The sequence below is a fragment of the Pedococcus sp. 5OH_020 genome (assembly GCF_027812955.1).
GTDB lineage: Bacteria > Actinomycetota > Actinomycetes > Actinomycetales > Dermatophilaceae > Pedococcus.
Map to the genome: position 1 here is coordinate 102335 of NZ_JAPYZV010000010.1, position 14628 is coordinate 116962.

At 73.4% G+C, this 14628-nt stretch carries 9 protein-coding genes and 1 pseudogene; 6 read left to right on the forward strand and 4 right to left on the reverse strand.

Annotated features, from left to right (window positions below; all coding sequences use genetic code 11):
* Nucleotides 1-115: 115 nt before the first annotated feature.
* From PHA84_RS17595 to PHA84_RS17605, 3 genes are read left to right on the forward strand one after another with little or no spacing between them, the layout of a single operon-like run.
* Nucleotides 116-847: a class I SAM-dependent methyltransferase gene (locus tag PHA84_RS17595; RefSeq protein WP_270889445.1), complete on the forward strand. Its 732-nt coding sequence runs from the start codon at nucleotides 116-118 to the stop codon at nucleotides 845-847.
* Nucleotides 844-2793 (forward strand): hypothetical protein, encoded by a 1950-nt coding sequence (locus tag PHA84_RS17600; protein WP_270889446.1) that lies wholly within the window; start codon nucleotides 844-846, stop codon nucleotides 2791-2793. The genes PHA84_RS17595 and PHA84_RS17600 overlap by 4 nt, the downstream gene beginning before the upstream one ends.
* A complete protein-coding gene (locus PHA84_RS17605; protein ID WP_270889447.1) occupies nucleotides 2790-4133 on the forward strand; it encodes an acyltransferase family protein in 1344 nt (447 codons plus the stop codon). Before PHA84_RS17600 ends, PHA84_RS17605 begins: the two co-directional genes overlap by 4 nt.
* 980 nt (nucleotides 4134-5113) lie before the next feature.
* On the opposite strand, the pseudogene PHA84_RS17610 reads toward PHA84_RS17605, so the two are convergent.
* Nucleotides 5114-8197: pseudogene (locus tag PHA84_RS17610) on the reverse strand (alpha-(1->3)-arabinofuranosyltransferase domain-containing protein); the annotation flags it as partial.
* A 10-nt stretch (nucleotides 8198-8207) separates the two neighbouring features.
* Nucleotides 8208-8969 (reverse strand): class I SAM-dependent methyltransferase, encoded by a 762-nt coding sequence (locus tag PHA84_RS17615; RefSeq protein ID WP_270889448.1) that lies wholly within the window; start codon nucleotides 8967-8969, stop codon nucleotides 8208-8210.
* 83 nt (nucleotides 8970-9052) lie between these two features.
* Here PHA84_RS17615 and PHA84_RS17620 point away from each other — a divergent pair, with 83 nt between their 5' ends.
* Nucleotides 9053-10243: a glycosyltransferase family 4 protein gene (locus PHA84_RS17620; protein ID WP_270889449.1), complete on the forward strand. Its 1191-nt coding sequence runs from the start codon at nucleotides 9053-9055 to the stop codon at nucleotides 10241-10243.
* Here the strand turns inward: PHA84_RS17620 and PHA84_RS17625 are convergent.
* Together PHA84_RS17625 and PHA84_RS17630 are read right to left on the reverse strand one after the other, a co-directional pair.
* Entirely contained in the window at nucleotides 10225-10356 is a 132-nt protein-coding gene (locus PHA84_RS17625) for a hypothetical protein (RefSeq protein WP_270889450.1), read from the reverse strand. The two genes, PHA84_RS17620 and PHA84_RS17625, sit on opposite strands and share 19 nt — an antisense overlap.
* A gap of 59 nt (nucleotides 10357-10415) precedes the next feature.
* Entirely contained in the window at nucleotides 10416-12329 is a 1914-nt protein-coding gene (locus PHA84_RS17630; RefSeq protein WP_270889451.1) for a hypothetical protein, read from the reverse strand.
* Between the two features lie 12 nt (nucleotides 12330-12341).
* Here PHA84_RS17630 and PHA84_RS17635 point away from each other — a divergent pair, with 12 nt between their 5' ends.
* Nucleotides 12342-13223, forward strand: a complete 882-nt coding sequence (locus PHA84_RS17635; RefSeq protein ID WP_270889452.1) for a decaprenyl-phosphate phosphoribosyltransferase — start codon at nucleotides 12342-12344, stop codon at nucleotides 13221-13223.
* Nucleotides 13220-14608: an FAD-binding oxidoreductase gene (locus PHA84_RS17640; RefSeq protein ID WP_270889453.1), complete on the forward strand. Its 1389-nt coding sequence runs from the start codon at nucleotides 13220-13222 to the stop codon at nucleotides 14606-14608. Before PHA84_RS17635 ends, PHA84_RS17640 begins: the two co-directional genes overlap by 4 nt.
* Nucleotides 14609-14628: the final 20 nt, after the last annotated feature.

A 14628-nucleotide genomic window follows, 5' to 3' on the forward strand; every position in this document is an offset into this window, starting at 1 on the left:
GAGTAGCCTTCCTCCGCCGTAACGTTGTCTCGCCGGACCGCGTTGTCGGCGCGTGTCGCCGTCCCGTGTCGCCAGGGGGCGCTGGCGGCTGGGCGCGGCTGCACAGAGGAGCTCGATGGATCTCGACCGGACGCAGTCCGACTGGACGACCCTCGGCGAGAGGGACCCCCTGTGGGCCGTGCTCGTCACGCCCGAGGGGCGGCACGACTCCTGGGACCCGGACGAGTTCCTCGCCACCGGTCGCGCTGAGGTCGCCGACGTGCTGGAGCAGGTGCGTCGACTGGGTCTCGCTCCTGGGAGCGCGTCGGCCCTCGACTTCGGCTGCGGGGCCGGGCGGCTGACCCAGGCGCTGCGCGACCACTTCGACGCGGTGGTCGGCGTCGACTTCTCCGAGCCGATGCTGTCGAGGGCGCGTGACCTGGACCCCGAGCACCGCTGCCAGCTCGTGCACCACGAGGGCCCCGGTCTCGCCATCTTCCCCAGCGACAGCTTCGACCTTGCCTACTCCTCCCTCGTCCTCCAGCACATCCCCACGCCCCATGCGCGGACGTACCTGTCCGAGCTGGTCCGCGTCGTCCGGCCGGGCGGGGTCGTCGCCGTGCAGGTCGCGACTCGGCCCGACCTCAGCGTGAAGGGTGTGCTCACGCGAGTGCTGCCCCGGACAGCGATGCGCTTCCTGCAACGGCGGCTGCTCCGCTACCCCGCCCCCATGGACATGTACCGCCTCTCGCGGGCCGACGTCGACGCCGCGGTCAATCCTGGCGCCCGCGTGGTCGCCGCCTGGGACGAGCCGATGTACGGCGGTCACTGGGTGTACACGCGCTACCTCGTCGAGGTGGTGCGATGACGGCGGCCGACCCGATCCTGGACCCGGCAGACGCCGCCGGGCCCACCGAGCAGGTGGACCCACCAGCACCGTCCGCACCACCACGACGTCAGCCCGCCCGCTGGGTCTCACTGAGCGTCGGCGCCGTGCTCGTGGTCGGGCTGGCGACGCGGGGCTGGGTGGCGTGGCGCGGGTACTACTACCTCGACGACTTCACCTTCATGGCCAAGGCGGCCGGACACTCGGCGCTCGACCCGGACTACCTCCTGGAGCCGTACAACAGCCATCTCATGCCCGGCGCCTACCTGTGGGTCTGGGTGCTGACCTGGACGATGCCCTTCCACTACGGGGCTGTGGTCGTCGTGACCGTGGCCCTCCAGGCGGTCCTCGGAGGGCTGTTCTACACCCTGCTGCGCCGCCTCTTCGGCGCGTCCCCGCTGGTGCTCCTACCGTTCGCCGTACTCGTGCTGAGCCCGCTGACGCTGCCCGGCACCACATGGTGGGCGGCCGCCGTGAACCAGGTACCGCAGCAGCTGGCGATGGTGGCCGCGCTCCTGGCGCACACCGCCTACCTGCGCACCGGACGAGTGCGACAGGGGCTGCTGGGACCCCTGGCCCTGGTCGGCGGCCTGCTCTTCTCGGAGAAGACTCTGCTCCTCCTGCCGCTGGTCGCGGGCCTCACGGTGCTCTTCTTCACCACCGGCCCGGCCCGGGGCCGCATCCGGGTAGCGCTCAGCCGGCACCGCGTCGTGTGGCTCGGCTACGCCGTCGTTGCCCTGCCCTACCTCGGGTACTACGTGACTCATGTCCCCTCGCCCGCCCGGCACCCGGGACAGGGCTCGGCCCTCGTACAGCTGGGGCTGGAGTCGCTCGTGCGCGGCGTGGTTCCGGCACTGCTCGGCGGCCCCTGGACCTGGGTCCGGATCGGCTACGCGGGGGCGCTGGCCGACCCGAGCCCCTTCGCGTGCGGGGTGGCCCTCGTGCTGGCGGTCGCGGTGGTGGTGGGGAGTTGCCTGCTCCACCGCGACGCCTGGCGTGGCTGGGTGCTGGCGACCGGCTACGGGATGCTGAACCTCGTCGTCCTGGCCTTCAGCAGGGCGGCCATCATCGGCCCCGTCATCGGCGACGAGTACCGCTACGTCACCGACCTCGCCCTCGTCGCGGCCCTCGGACTGGGACTGGCGACCGTCCCTCTCGCCGGACGGTGGCGGCTCGGACCCGCCACCACCCTGGCGCCGCGGGAGACCGTCCGCAGGTGGTTTGCGTCCTCCCCGGTGCGCGACCAGCTGGCCGAGCTGCCCCGGCCCACGACCGGTGGCGTCGCTGCAGTGGCGACGTCGGGGCTGGTCCTCAGTGCCACCTGGAGCACGGTGGCCTACGACGAGTTCTGGCACGACAACCCGGCCAGGCCCTGGGTCCGCACCGCCAGTGCCGAGCTCGCGCGGGCGGACGGCGACGTGGTCCTCGCGGAGGGCTACGTCCCCCAGAAGGTGGCGTGGGCCCTCCTCGGTCCGTACGCCGGCGTCGGCCGGCTGCTCTCGCCGCTGCCCGAGGCGCCTCGCACTCTGGCGAGCGGCCCAGCCGCCGACGCGTTGTGGATGCTCGACTCGGAGGGGCGCCTGCAGCGGGCAGCCGTCGAGGGCATCTCGGCTCGCAAGGGCCCGGCGAAGAGCTGCGGCTGGAGGCTCGGGGCCAGGGCGGTCACCATCCCTCTGCAGAAGCGCACCCTTCCGTTCCGCTGGACCCTGCGCATCGGCTACCTGAGCACGACGTCGACGACCGCCGTCGTGACGGTCGGCGGCCACCGCACCACCGTGCCGTTCCACGCCGGCCTCGGCTCGGTGTACCTGCTGGTCGACGGCGCTGTCGATCAGGTGACCGTCTCCGCCCTCCAGGACGCGGGCACGCTGTGCACCGACGACGTCACGGTGGGCACCGCCGTGCCCGCCGCGGGAGGGTCCCGATGAACCGCGGGCGTCCCGGCCCCGACGCCGGCGCGGACCACGGCGCCTTCCCGGCCCTCGACGGGCTGCGTGCCGTCGCGGTGGTCGCGGTCGTGCTGACCCACGCCGGCTACTGGACCGGCCGGTACGGCCACGGCTTCGGTGCGGCCTTCCTGGCTCGGATGGACAGCGGCGTCGCCGTGTTCTTCGTCATCAGCGGCTTCCTGCTCTTCCGCCCCTGGCTGCTCTCCGCGGCCGTCCCGCAGCGGCACACTCCCTCGCTCCAGCGCTACGCCGTCCGCAGAGCGCTGCGCATCCTGCCCGCGTACTGGCTGGCCGTCGTCCTGTGCCTGGTGCTCGTGCCCCAACAGCAGCACGTCACGGCCCTGGACTGGGTGCGTCACGCCCTGCTCCTGCAGATCTACCGCTTCGGGTGGTTCCGCGAGGGACTGACCCAGACCTGGAGCCTGGCGACCGAGGCCTCGTTCTACGCGGCCCTGCCCTTGTTCGGGCTGGCCGTGGCGTGGTGGTTGCGGCGGGCCTGGTCCGCGCCGACCGCCCTGGCGGCGTGCGCGGCGCTCGGCGCGGTACCGGTCGGCTGGCAGATCTGGCTCCACGCAGGAGCGCACCAGGTCATGGGAGGGTTCTGGCTCCCGGCATACCTCGGGTGGTTCGCCGCCGGTATGGCCCTGGCCGTGGTCCGCGTGCACCTCGACGCCCACGCCCCGGACCAGGAGTCACGCTGGTGGCGGGCCGAGGCGCTGGGTCGGTACCCGTTCACGTGCTGGGCCGTGACGGCGGCGGCCCTGCTCGCCGCGATGACGCCGGTGGCGGGACCCCGCTCCCTCACCGCGGACACCGCCGGCCAAGCGGTCACCAAGGCGCTGCTGTACGGCGTCGTCGGGACGTCGCTGGTGTGGCCGGCGGTGTTCGGCCGGTCACCCCTCACGATGGTGGTGCTGGCGAACCGCCCCCTACGATACCTGGGCGACATCTCGTACGGCATGTTCCTGTACCACCTGCTGGTACTGACGTGGGTGATGCGCGTACTGGGATATCCGGTGTTCTCCGGGCAGGTCGTCCAGGTGTTCCCGCTGACAGTCGTCGGCTCCGCCGCGCTGGCGGCCGTGAGCTTCCGGTTCCTCGAGCGACCGTTCATCCGCCTCGGCCACCGCCGAGGCGAGTCCCAGGGGGAGAGTCGGCGAGGTGGTCAGCCGCTCTGCGCGCTTCCGCCCGTCTCCGGCGAGGCCGCGCTCGACGCACCGGCACCCGTCGGAGCACAGGTACCCCTCGCAGCGCTCGAAGCACCGGTACCCACGGGTACCGCGAACCCGAGGCCCAACGCCAGGAGGCACAGCGTCTGAGCGGGTGCCGAGCCGGCCGCATAGCTCGTGGATCCCCACGGGTCGACGGCGAGCCTGACCACGGCCGCCAGGTAGCACCCGGCGGCGAGCCACGGCAGGGACGCTGCGGCCCTCGCGTGCCGGGAAGCGACGGACCACGCCAGCGCCGCCGCTGCACCGACCGCGAGTCCGACCCAGCCGCCGGCGGCAGCGAGCACGACCAGCCCCACCACGGCCGGTGACGGCCCCGTACCGACGCGGGGCGTGACCGCTCGAGGTGAGCCGCCGCGTCGACCCGGAACGACCGCGCCGAGCAGCAGCGCGAACGCGGCGAGGAGGCCGAGCGCCAGCCCCGAGCGCATCAGCCGGTCGGGTGCGAAGTCCAGGTGGACCACCGCGGTGGAGGTGCCGCCGGGCACGACATACCCCTGCTGCCAGCCGTCGACCGTGACTCGGCGCAGCTCACGGCCCGCCACCGTGGCGTGCCAGCCCTCGTTCGCGTTCTCGTGCACCGTGAGCACAGTCTCCTCGCGGCGCGGTCCCACCGTGACGGCCCGGTGGGTGGGGTCCCAGCGACCCGTCCGCACCTCTGGTGTGGGCGGATCGGCCGTCGGCGCACTCTCGGGAGACTCGGTGGCGGCCAGCACCACTCCGTCCGGGGTCCACGTCTGCGTGCCGGGGAGCCGCACCCGGTGGGTGCCCTGCTGCACGGTCAGCGACGCCAGACCGCACGGCTGCGCAACCATCGGCTGCAGTCGGCGCAGGGCGTCCACAGTGGTGTCCACGCGCGTGGCGAAGGCCTGGTCGTCGAGGAACAGGCCAGGGCCCTGCCCGCAGCCGAGATGCACGGGACGGGAACGGACGGCGTCGAGCGCTGCCGCGGTGGCTGTGTGCGTCACCCGGGGGATCTCCACCTCGCTGACCCCCACGCCGAGATGCACCAGCCGCCGCTGCGCGGGGTCGTAGCTGGAGGCCAGGGTCGGAGCCCGAACCAGCATGGTGAGGCGGTCCGTGGCGAGCGTGTCGAAGAGCACCTCCCCGTCGGCGCCCACCGCAACCACCCGGTTGCCGGCCGGACTGGTGATGGTGACCTCGGTGGGCGCCGTGGCGGCGACTGCGGGATCGAGGACGAGCCGCAGGTGGGAGATCCTCCGGGCGCCGTGCCAGCGGAGCTCCAGCGATGGGCGGGCGTCGGCCGGGTCGGCGACCCAGGCGGTCCCGAGGTCACCGTCGACGGCGGACGCGGCGGAACCCCCGGGATCCGGGACGGCCGCCGAGGACCCCGTAGCGCTGACCGGCCCACCGGCTGCCCTCCGCAGGAGCCGGTCGAGGGGAGCGCCAGGCGTGGGCACCACGGTCGCCTGCACGGCATACCGCTGCGACGTCGGTGAGGTGAACGTCCGGTCGAGGCCGGCGGCATCCTCGCCGGCGGTGGAGCGGCCGGTGGCGCACAGCGTCCGGGCCGATGTGGACACACACGAGTCCCGACGCCCGGACGTCGTGAGCACCACCGCGCGGAGCGCGACCGGTGTGGTCGACGGGGCCAGCACCACAGTCCGGCTCACTGTCACGCCCGGGACGGCGAGCTCGCTCACGCCCAGCGGCGCGTCGAGGTCCGCGCCTGCGACCCGGTCCCCCAGCTGGAGCCGTAGGCCGGCCGCACGAGCGACGGGGACGCGCAGGTCCACGGACGTGGCGCCGTCGAGACGCGTCGTCGCGGACCGGCCGGCCACCTTCACGGTGACGCTGCGCAGCTGCGACCCCGGCACAACCGTCAGGTGGGTCCTCGAGAGGTCCACGACCCGACCGAAGTCCACCGAGAGCCACTGCTGTGCGACGGGAAGCCCCGGGTTGGGACGCCAGGCGGTCCGGGGGCTGCCGTCGATGGCCGAGTAGGGCATCGCGGACTGGTCGACCGACGGTACGGCGTCGGCATCGGCTGCCGAGGAGGAGGCCTCGACCGCGCGGACACCATCGAGGCGCGCCTCGGCAGGCGCCACCTCACCGGCGTCGTAGTCGCGGCTCGGCTTGTCGATCCGGAGTGGGTCCGTCGCAGAGAGGGTCGCCGACTCGTTGGCCGCGCCCCCGGCGAAGCTGGTCTCGCGACGCCGCGGTGTGTCGGTCAGCACGGTGCCCGAGGAGGTCAGCAGCGCCGCTCCGCTGCCCAGCTGTCCGGCGTCCTGGAGCGCCACGAGCGACTCGCTACCACCCTGCACCTGCTGGACCTGCGACCGCGGCGTGACGGTCACGCGGCTGTCGCCGCCACCCCGGATCTCGAAGACCTCGAGGGCGGGGTACGGCACGTTGAGGAACTGGTCGTAGGCGAGCGTCACACTGCCGCGCGAGCCGACGGTGGGACCGAAGGTCGCGACCCGGACGACGTCCGCCGAGGCCTCGAGGGCCTGGTGCACCAGCACGGGGCTCGTCGCTCCGACCGCCCCGTAGTCCAGGTCGTTGCGGACCAGCACGTACCGCACGCCGCCTCGCTTGAGGGCCGTCACAAGCCCGGGGCCGCCTCGACCGGCCGAGAAGGCATGTTCCACGGAGTCCAGCCAGCGGATGTGGCCCGTCGTGGTGAGAGGGATGGTGTTGCGGACGTCCCACGGCTGCCTGGCGAGCGGCTGCAGCGGCTCGTCGTTGGTGTTCCCCCAGTCGTAGACGCCGAAGCGCGAACCAGGGGCCAGGAGCGTGCGGCCCGTGGCGTCGGCGTGGTCCAGCCAGCGTGCCGCGTCGCTCCAGTACCCCGGCACCGCACTGAACCCCTGGGCCGGTGCCGCCTTCATGGACAGCAGCGGTACCGCGGCGCCGAGGACTGCGAAGAGCGCGGCGACGAAGACGAGCGCGCGCGTGGCGCGGGTCTCGGCCACGCTGCGGCCTCGGCCCAAGGCGTCCACCAAGGCGGCGAGCCCGAGCACCAGTGGCAGCCGAACGGCGACGTCGAACTTATGGACGTTGCGCAGCGGCGCCAGCGCACCGTCCAGGGCGGCGCGCAGCGTCTGGGAGCCGAACCCGTCCACACTCCCCACGTGACCGAGAGTCACCAGGACGACTCCGGCGGCCAGGCTCGCGAGCAGCCAGCGGCGGTGCGGCATCGCCGGGAGGAAGAGTCCTGCGACCCCGGCCGCGGCCACGGCTCCGGTGAGCAGCACGAGCACCGGGGACGTGAGCAGCATCGCCCCTGCGGTCGACCCGGACGCCGAGAGGTACCCGATCCAGTCGTGCGTCCCGCGAAGCACCTCGACCAGGTTGGTGGTGCTCGTCGTCACCGACGCACTCTCGATGTAGCCCAGGAACGGCGGGCTGAAGCGGCCGAGCAACAGCAGGGGCACCAGCCACCACGAGCAGGCCAGCAGGACAGCCAGCGCCCACCACCCCGCCAGCGCCGCGAGCGCCCGGTCGAGGCGCCTCGTGGCGAACCACGCCATGGCAGGCACCACAGCGGCCAGGACCAGGGTGGCGTTGACGCCGCCCATGCACAGCACGGGCACGCCGGACAGGAATGCGGTCCGGCGCGCGGAGCGCGTCGCAGCGGCATCCGAGACGAGCGGGACGAGGACCCAAGGGGCCAGCGCCATCGGCCACGCCTCTGCGGACACCGGGCCGAGGACGGTGAGGAGGTGCGGCGACACGGCGAACGCCGCGCCTGCCAGGAGCTGTCCGGCGGGGGACCCGACCCGCAGCCGCCGTGCGAGGGCCACGACTCCGGTGAACCCCACGCAGAGCACCACCGACCACCACAGCCGCTGAACCACCCAGGCCGGCGCTCCGGCCAGGTGGCCCAGCGCGAAGAAGGGCCCCATCGGGAACAGGTACCCGTACGCCTGGTTCTGGAGCTGGCCGGACGCACCCAGTGGGTCCCAGAGGTGCAGCGCACGCTGGAGGAACCCGACGGGGTCGACCACGAGGTCCAGCTTGGTGTCGGCCACCGTCGCTCCGCTCGAGGACCCCAGGGCGAAGGCGGTCAGCAGGGCACAGACCACCACCTGCCGCACGGTCCAGATGAACGACGCCGAGCCGCCCGGTGCCGGCCCGTCGGGACGTGAGAGCTGCCGCGGAGGAGACGCGGCCCGAGCGGGCTCGGTCATCGCGGCCACGTCAGTGCACCCGCAGGACGATCACGAGGTTCCAGACCGCCACCTCGCGAAGGATAGGTACCTTCGCGACCCAGTGGGCCCACCGCGGGTGGTATCTGGGGAAGACGGCGACGACCTCGGCGTCACTGGTCGTGCGTGCCCAGCGAACCAGCCGGCCCGCGTGGGTGGCGAAGAGGGACCGGCCGAAGTCGTTCTTGGGACGGCGCCCGCGGGACCGCGCGAACCGGTCCGCCGCGTACCGGCCGCCCAGGTAGTGCCACGGCGCGGTCTCGTGGCCACCCCACGGCGAGAACCAGGTGGTCCAGGACAGGAACACGATTCCGCCGGGCCGCGTGACGCGGACCATCTCCGCCGCCATCGCGTAGGGGTCGCGCACGTGCTCCAGGACGTTGCTGGAGTAGCTGAGGTCCACCGCGTCGGTGGCCAGGGGCAGCAGCATCCCGCTCCCCTGCACCGTGTTGGCCCCCGGCTCGCCCACAGCCCCGAGCTCGCCGGCGTCCGCATCGAGCGCCGCATAGCGAGCCCCCGCGCTCTCGAAGGCCCGGGCGAAGTAGCCGGGTCCCCCTCCGACGTCCACGACGGTCGCGCCGTCCAGGTCCAGGAAGCGACCGACCTCCCGCACGGAGTCCCGCGCCAGTAGGCCGTAGAAGACCTCTGGACGGCTCTGCTCGAGCCGGAAGGCACGGAAGAGCTGCACCGACCGCCGCAGCGAGCCCGGGGGCGCGAGGGGGGTGCTCGCAGTCTGCGAGGCTGCTGCTGTCACTGCGGGCGTCTCCGATGACTTCTGGCGTGCTACCGGCAGGTAGGATAACGCGACCTCCGACGACGAAGGACCGCGCGACTACGGTGAGCCCCCGCACTACCTCGGCACGCCACGTGCTGATCCTGAACTGGCGAGACACGGGCCACCCCGACGGTGGTGGCTCCGAGGTCTACGCCGAGCGCATCGCCGACGGCCTGGCCCACCGGGGCCACCGGGTGACGCTGCTCACCGCACGCTATGCCGGGTCTGCGGCGGCGGAGACGCGGCCCAGCGGCGTGGAGGTCCGGCGTGCCGGTGGACGGCTCGGCGTGTACCCCCGGGCGGCGCTCACGGTGCTGCTGCGCAAGGTGGCCCGGCCGGACCTCATCATCGAGACCCAGAACGGCTTCCCGTTCCTGGCCGCCCTGTGGGCACCTCGGGTCCCGCATGTGGTGCTCGTCCACCACGTCCATCGGGAGCAGTGGCCGGTCGTGTTCCCCGCACCGGTGGCCCGCCTCGGCTGGTGGCTCGAGTCCCGGCTGGCACCGTGGCTCAACCGGAGTCGTCCCTACGTCACCGTCTCGGACGTGAGCCGTGACGAGCTGGTCGAGCTCGGCATCGCCGCCGATCGGATCCGGGTCGTGCACAACGGCGTCATCCCGCCACCGCCGCACGACGTGCCACGCACCCCGCACCCCCAGCTGCTCGTCCTCGGGCGGCTCGTCCCGCACAAGCGGGTCGAGCTGGCGCTGGAGGTCGCGGAGCGGCTTCGGCCCGAGTTCCCGGACCTTCGGCTCGTCGTCGCCGGGCGTGGGTGGTGGGAGGACGAGCTGCGCGGTGAGATCGCGTCACGCGGGATCGGCCACTTCGTGCAGATGGCAGGGTTCGTCAGTGCTCAGGAGCGCCATCGCCTGTATGCCGGGAGCTGGGTCTCGCTGGTGCCGTCCCTGAAGGAGGGATGGGGCCTCGTCGTCGTGGAGGCCGGGCTGCACGAGACACCGAGCGTGGCCTTCCAAGGCGCGGGCGGGGTTGCCGAGTCGATCATGGACGGCCTCACGGGCGTGCTGGCTCGCCAGGACGACGTCGAGCACTTCACCGAGCTCACCCGCGGGCTCCTCCGAGACGTCAGGGCTCGCGAGGAGATGGGGGCGGCCGCCATGGCGTTCGCCGGCCGGTTCACCTGGGCAGAGGCCATTGCGCGCTTCGACGAGCTGGTCGCCGAGCTCACGGACGACGGCTCGTGCCTCAGGCCGACCAGCGGCTCAGGTCGACTGCCTCAGCGGCTGGTGCCGTAGTCGTACAGCGGTGCCTGGCTCTGCTTCACCGGCGGCTGGGCGGCCTGGTACACGCCATAGCTGGACAGCAGTCCAAGGACAGCGGCCACCACAGCCGTGACAGCGATGCGCATGCCGCTCGATACCTCCAGGACTGCCGGGAGCGGCACAGTGCAGCACTGCCCGCCAGACGTTACCGAAGAGTATCACCAGGGCCCTCCCGCCGGGTGCGCATAAGGCCGGCGCGGCGGAGGCCTCGGCGGCCAGCCCGAGCGGCCCCACAGAAGCGGCGCGCGGACACGCCCGATGCCCCGATGGGCGCCACGACCGTCGCCACGACGACCAGTACGGCCAGCGCGTCGGCGACCAGCACCGCAGTGGCCTTGGGGCGCCATCGACGGTCCGGGTCGCGCGCCGCAGCGTCGTCCACCTGCGGGACCTCGAAGAGCCGCAGGCTCTGGCTGGCCCAGCGCTCCACGAGACCCCGCGGGACCGGAGCCCCTGACTGGTCGACGACGACCCATCGCACGCCGAGCGCCGCGAGCGCCGTCGTCGGGTCGTGCTGCATGAGGGCCTGCCGCGTCGCCGCTGCGAACGGGTCCTCCCCGCGGACGCGGACCGCGCGCCCGTCATCACGGCGCACCACCAGGTCGGAGCTCGCCACCACCCGCGTCGGCAGCCACCGCGGTAGGGGGTCCAGAGCCGGACGGTCGCGGTTCCACGGGTACCGGCGGTAGGCCTCGAACGGCAGCACCACTGTGGCCCCGACGGGAGCGCCGGTCTGCCGGGCAAGCGACCGCTGGGCGTCCATCCTGGCGGCCAGCTCCGCGTACCCCTGGGGGTACTGCACCGCGTTCAGGCGGCCCCACAAGCCTGCCGCGGCCGAGGGCAACGCCGCCACGGGCAGCAGGGCCACCACGGCCGCCAGCCCGACACCGCCGACGGTGCGCCACGGCCCGCGGCGTCGTGCTGCGGCGTCGACCGCCAGCCCCACACCGATACTGACGGCGACGACCCAGGGACCGACCTGCCGGGCGCCGTCACGCAGCAGGGCGCCGGCAGGGACACCTACGACGGCGTGGGCGAGGCTGCTCGGCACGGTGACCAGTGCGATCACCATGCCCAGAACCCCCGCGAGGAGCGCCGCGGCTGCCACGCCACCACGGCCGTCGCCCGTGTCGTCGCCCGCGCCTTCACTCGCGGCGTGACCCACAGGCGGCCGCAGGAGACCCGCCACACCGACGAGCAGGACCAGCAGGGCGCCTGTCGCACCCACCCAGCTGTCCCGGCCCGCCGGTACGACGGCGTCGTTCCAGATACCGCCGCCGGTGAGCAGGCTGCCCACCACGCCCAGTGGCGTGTCGGCTCGTGGCGCGAACACCGCGCCGGCAGCGTCCGCCACGGTGCCGCCGGGTCGGGTCAGGGCCGGCACCGCCCACGGCAGTGCCATCACCGCGACCAACCCGGCGACCAGCCCGGGCCGCACCGCGAGCAGCCGCCCCCGCGTCGCGAGGGCGCACCCCGCGAAGGCAGCCACAGCCACCAAGAGCCAGCCTGGCGCGCCGCCGAGGGAACCCAGGACCACCGGGACTGCGACGCCCGACCAGCGTCCCGCGTCCCGCGTCACGCCGCCCTGACGCGTGGAGGCGGCCCACCGCCACGCTCCGCGCACGACCCACGGCAGGGCCGCGTACCCGACCAGGACCGCCCACTGGCCTGCGGCCAGCCGCTCGGCGACGTACGGGTTCCAGATCGCTGCGACGGCCGCTGCGGCCGACCCGAGCGCCCCCGTCCGGACGGCGATCGCAGCCCCGGTCCCGGCCGCCACCAGGATGCCGAGCAGGAGCAGCTTCTGGACGACCTGGCCAGGGAGGAACGAGCTGAGGAGGGCCACGACGGCGTCCGACGGCACGGCCCGGGGCGTCTGTGCGGACAGGCCCACCAGGGCGGACGTGAACGGCAGGCGAGGCACGAAGACCATGTCCCCGACCAGCACGTACCCCGGCCGCAACGCCGGTCCCAGCACCACCCCGGCCGTGAGGATCGCCGTCCCGAGGGCCACCGCGCCGACGTGCCGGGCAGCGCCGGTCCCTCGTCGCACGCTCACCGGTCGGACCCTATGCCACCCGCTAGGGTGACGGGCGTGATCCGCGGGGGCGTACGACTCATGCGCCCGCGCCAGTGGATCAAGAACGTCCTCGTGGGCGCGGCTCCTCTCGCCGCCGGCACCATCCTCCACGGCACCACCGCGGTCCGCACGCTCCTCGCGCTCGTCGCGTTCTGCCTGGCCAGCAGCGCGACATACTGCGTCAACGACGTCATGGACCGGGAGGCCGACGCCCAGCACCCGACCAAGCGCGGCCGGCCCGTCGCCTCGGGCGCAGTACCGCCCTGGGCGGCCCTCGCCCTCGCGGCCGTCCTTGCGGTCGCCGCCGTGGCGGTCACCGGCCCACCGGCGTTCCGTCTGGTCGTACTGGGCTATCTCGTCCTGACCGTCTCGTACAGCGTGTGGCTGAAGCACCGCCCGGTCCTGGAGCTCGGGCTCGTCTCCGGAGGGTTCCTGCTGCGGGCCGTCGGGGGCGGCCTGGCCACCGGGCTGCCGCTGTCACAGTGGTTCCTCATCGTCACGGCGTTCGGGTCGCTCTTCATGGTCGCGGGGAAGCGGCTCTCCGAGCTCATCGCGGCACAGCACGCCAGCGCCGTCGTCCGCCGCAGCCTGACGTACTACCCGCTGTCCTACCTGCGCATGGTTCTCGGCATCAGTGCCGGGGTCACCATCACGGGCTACTGCCTCTGGGCCTTCGAGGTGGGCGCCGGGCATCGGGGCGGCACCTGGTCCGCGATCAGCGTCGCACCGTTCGTGCTGGCCGTGATGCGCTACGGCCTCGACAGCGACCTCGGCCGGGTGGAGGAGCCGGAGCAGGTCGTGCGCCGCGACGGCACCCTGCAGGTGTTGGGGCTCGCCTGGCTCGCGACGTTCTCACTCGGCGTGCTGCTGTGAACACCGGCACGCAGCGCCTCAGCGGTTGGGGGCGGGCCAACACCAGCCCGGCGTTGGTGAGCCACGAGGAGTCGACGGCAGCGGTCGCTGCCCTCGTCCGCTCCGCGGCCGCCGGTGGCCTGCCGCGCGGGATCCTGGCCCGCGGGCTTGGGCGGTCCTACGGTGACGCGGCGCTCAACGCCGGCGGACGCGTTGTGCGTACCGACCGGCTGACCGCCATCGGCGACGTCCAGCCGGACGGCACGGTGGAGGTCGGCTCCGGCGTCAGCATCGCGGAGCTCCTGCGGCACGTCGTTCCCCGAGGATGGTTCGTGCCCGTCACGCCCGGCACGGGGCACGTCACTCTGGGCGGGGCCGTGGCCGCCGACGTCCACGGCAAGAACCACCACCGCGAAGGCAGCGTGGGGCGACACGTCGTGCGGCTGCAGCTCGTCGACGGGACCGGCGAGGTACGGACCGTGAGCCCCGGCGACCCGGCCTATGGGGCCGTCGTCGGGGGGATGGGCCTGTCGGGGATCGTCACCAAGGTCACGCTGCGGCTCCGGCCGATCTCCTCGGCGACCCTCACGGTGCGCACGACGCGGACGGCGGACCTCGACGCCACGATGAGCGCACTGCAGGAGGCCGACCGCACCCACCGCTACACCGTCGCGTGGCTCGACACGCTGGCCAAAGGCTCGGGCCTGGGCCGCGCGGTGCTCACCGCGGGAGACCACACGACCAGCGGTGAGGCCCCGAGGGGTGGCGTCCCGGTCGGAGGTGGCCACTCGACCGCAGGGGAGCCGGCGTCGTCGATCGCCTACTCCCCCGGCCGTTCCCTCCCGGCGCCGCCGTGGGTCCCGTCGGCACTGCTGTCCCCGACGACCATGCGGGCGTTCAACGAGGCCTACTTCCGCGCGGCCCCGGCTCGTCCCCGCGTCACGACGGAATCCATCGCCTCGTTCTTCCACCCGCTCGACGTGGTCCGCGGCTGGAACCGGATGTACGGCCGGCCCGGCTTCCTGCAGCACCAGTTCGCGGTCGCCGACCCGCAGTGCCTGCGCGCCGTCCTCGAGCTCTTCTCGCGCGAACGCGTCCCCGGCTTCCTCGCCGTCCTCAAGCGCTTCGGGCCCTCCTCGGGGCTGCCCCTGTCGTTCCCGACCGCCGGCTGGACGCTGGCGACCGACGTGCCGGCCTCACCGCAGCTGGGACCGGTCCTGGACCGGGCCGACGAGCTGGTCGCGTCGTACGGGGGCCGCCTCTACCTCGCCAAGGACAGCCGCATGCGTCCCGAGCTGCTGCCCGCGATGTACCCGGACCTCGACCACTGGCGACAGGAGCGCGCGCTCCTCGACCCGCACCACCTCTTCGTGTCCGACCTCTCTCGAAGGCTGCACCTGTGCTAGACGCTCTTCGCTCACCTCAG

Bases quoted from the DNA above. Each gene is read 5' to 3' on its own strand.
- PHA84_RS17595 (WP_270889445.1), top strand. From the start codon at position 116: ATGGATCTCGACCGGACGCAGTCCGACTGGACGACCCTCGGCGAGAGG.
- PHA84_RS17600 (WP_270889446.1), top strand. From the start codon at position 844: ATGACGGCGGCCGACCCGATCCTGGACCCGGCAGACGCCGCCGGGCCC.
- PHA84_RS17605 (WP_270889447.1), top strand. From the start codon at position 2,790: ATGAACCGCGGGCGTCCCGGCCCCGACGCCGGCGCGGACCACGGCGCC.
- PHA84_RS17625 (WP_270889450.1), bottom strand. From the start codon at position 10,356: ATGCGCATCGCTGTCACGGCTGTGGTGGCCGCTGTCCTTGGACTGCTG.
- PHA84_RS17635 (WP_270889452.1), top strand. From the start codon at position 12,342: ATGCCACCCGCTAGGGTGACGGGCGTGATCCGCGGGGGCGTACGACTC.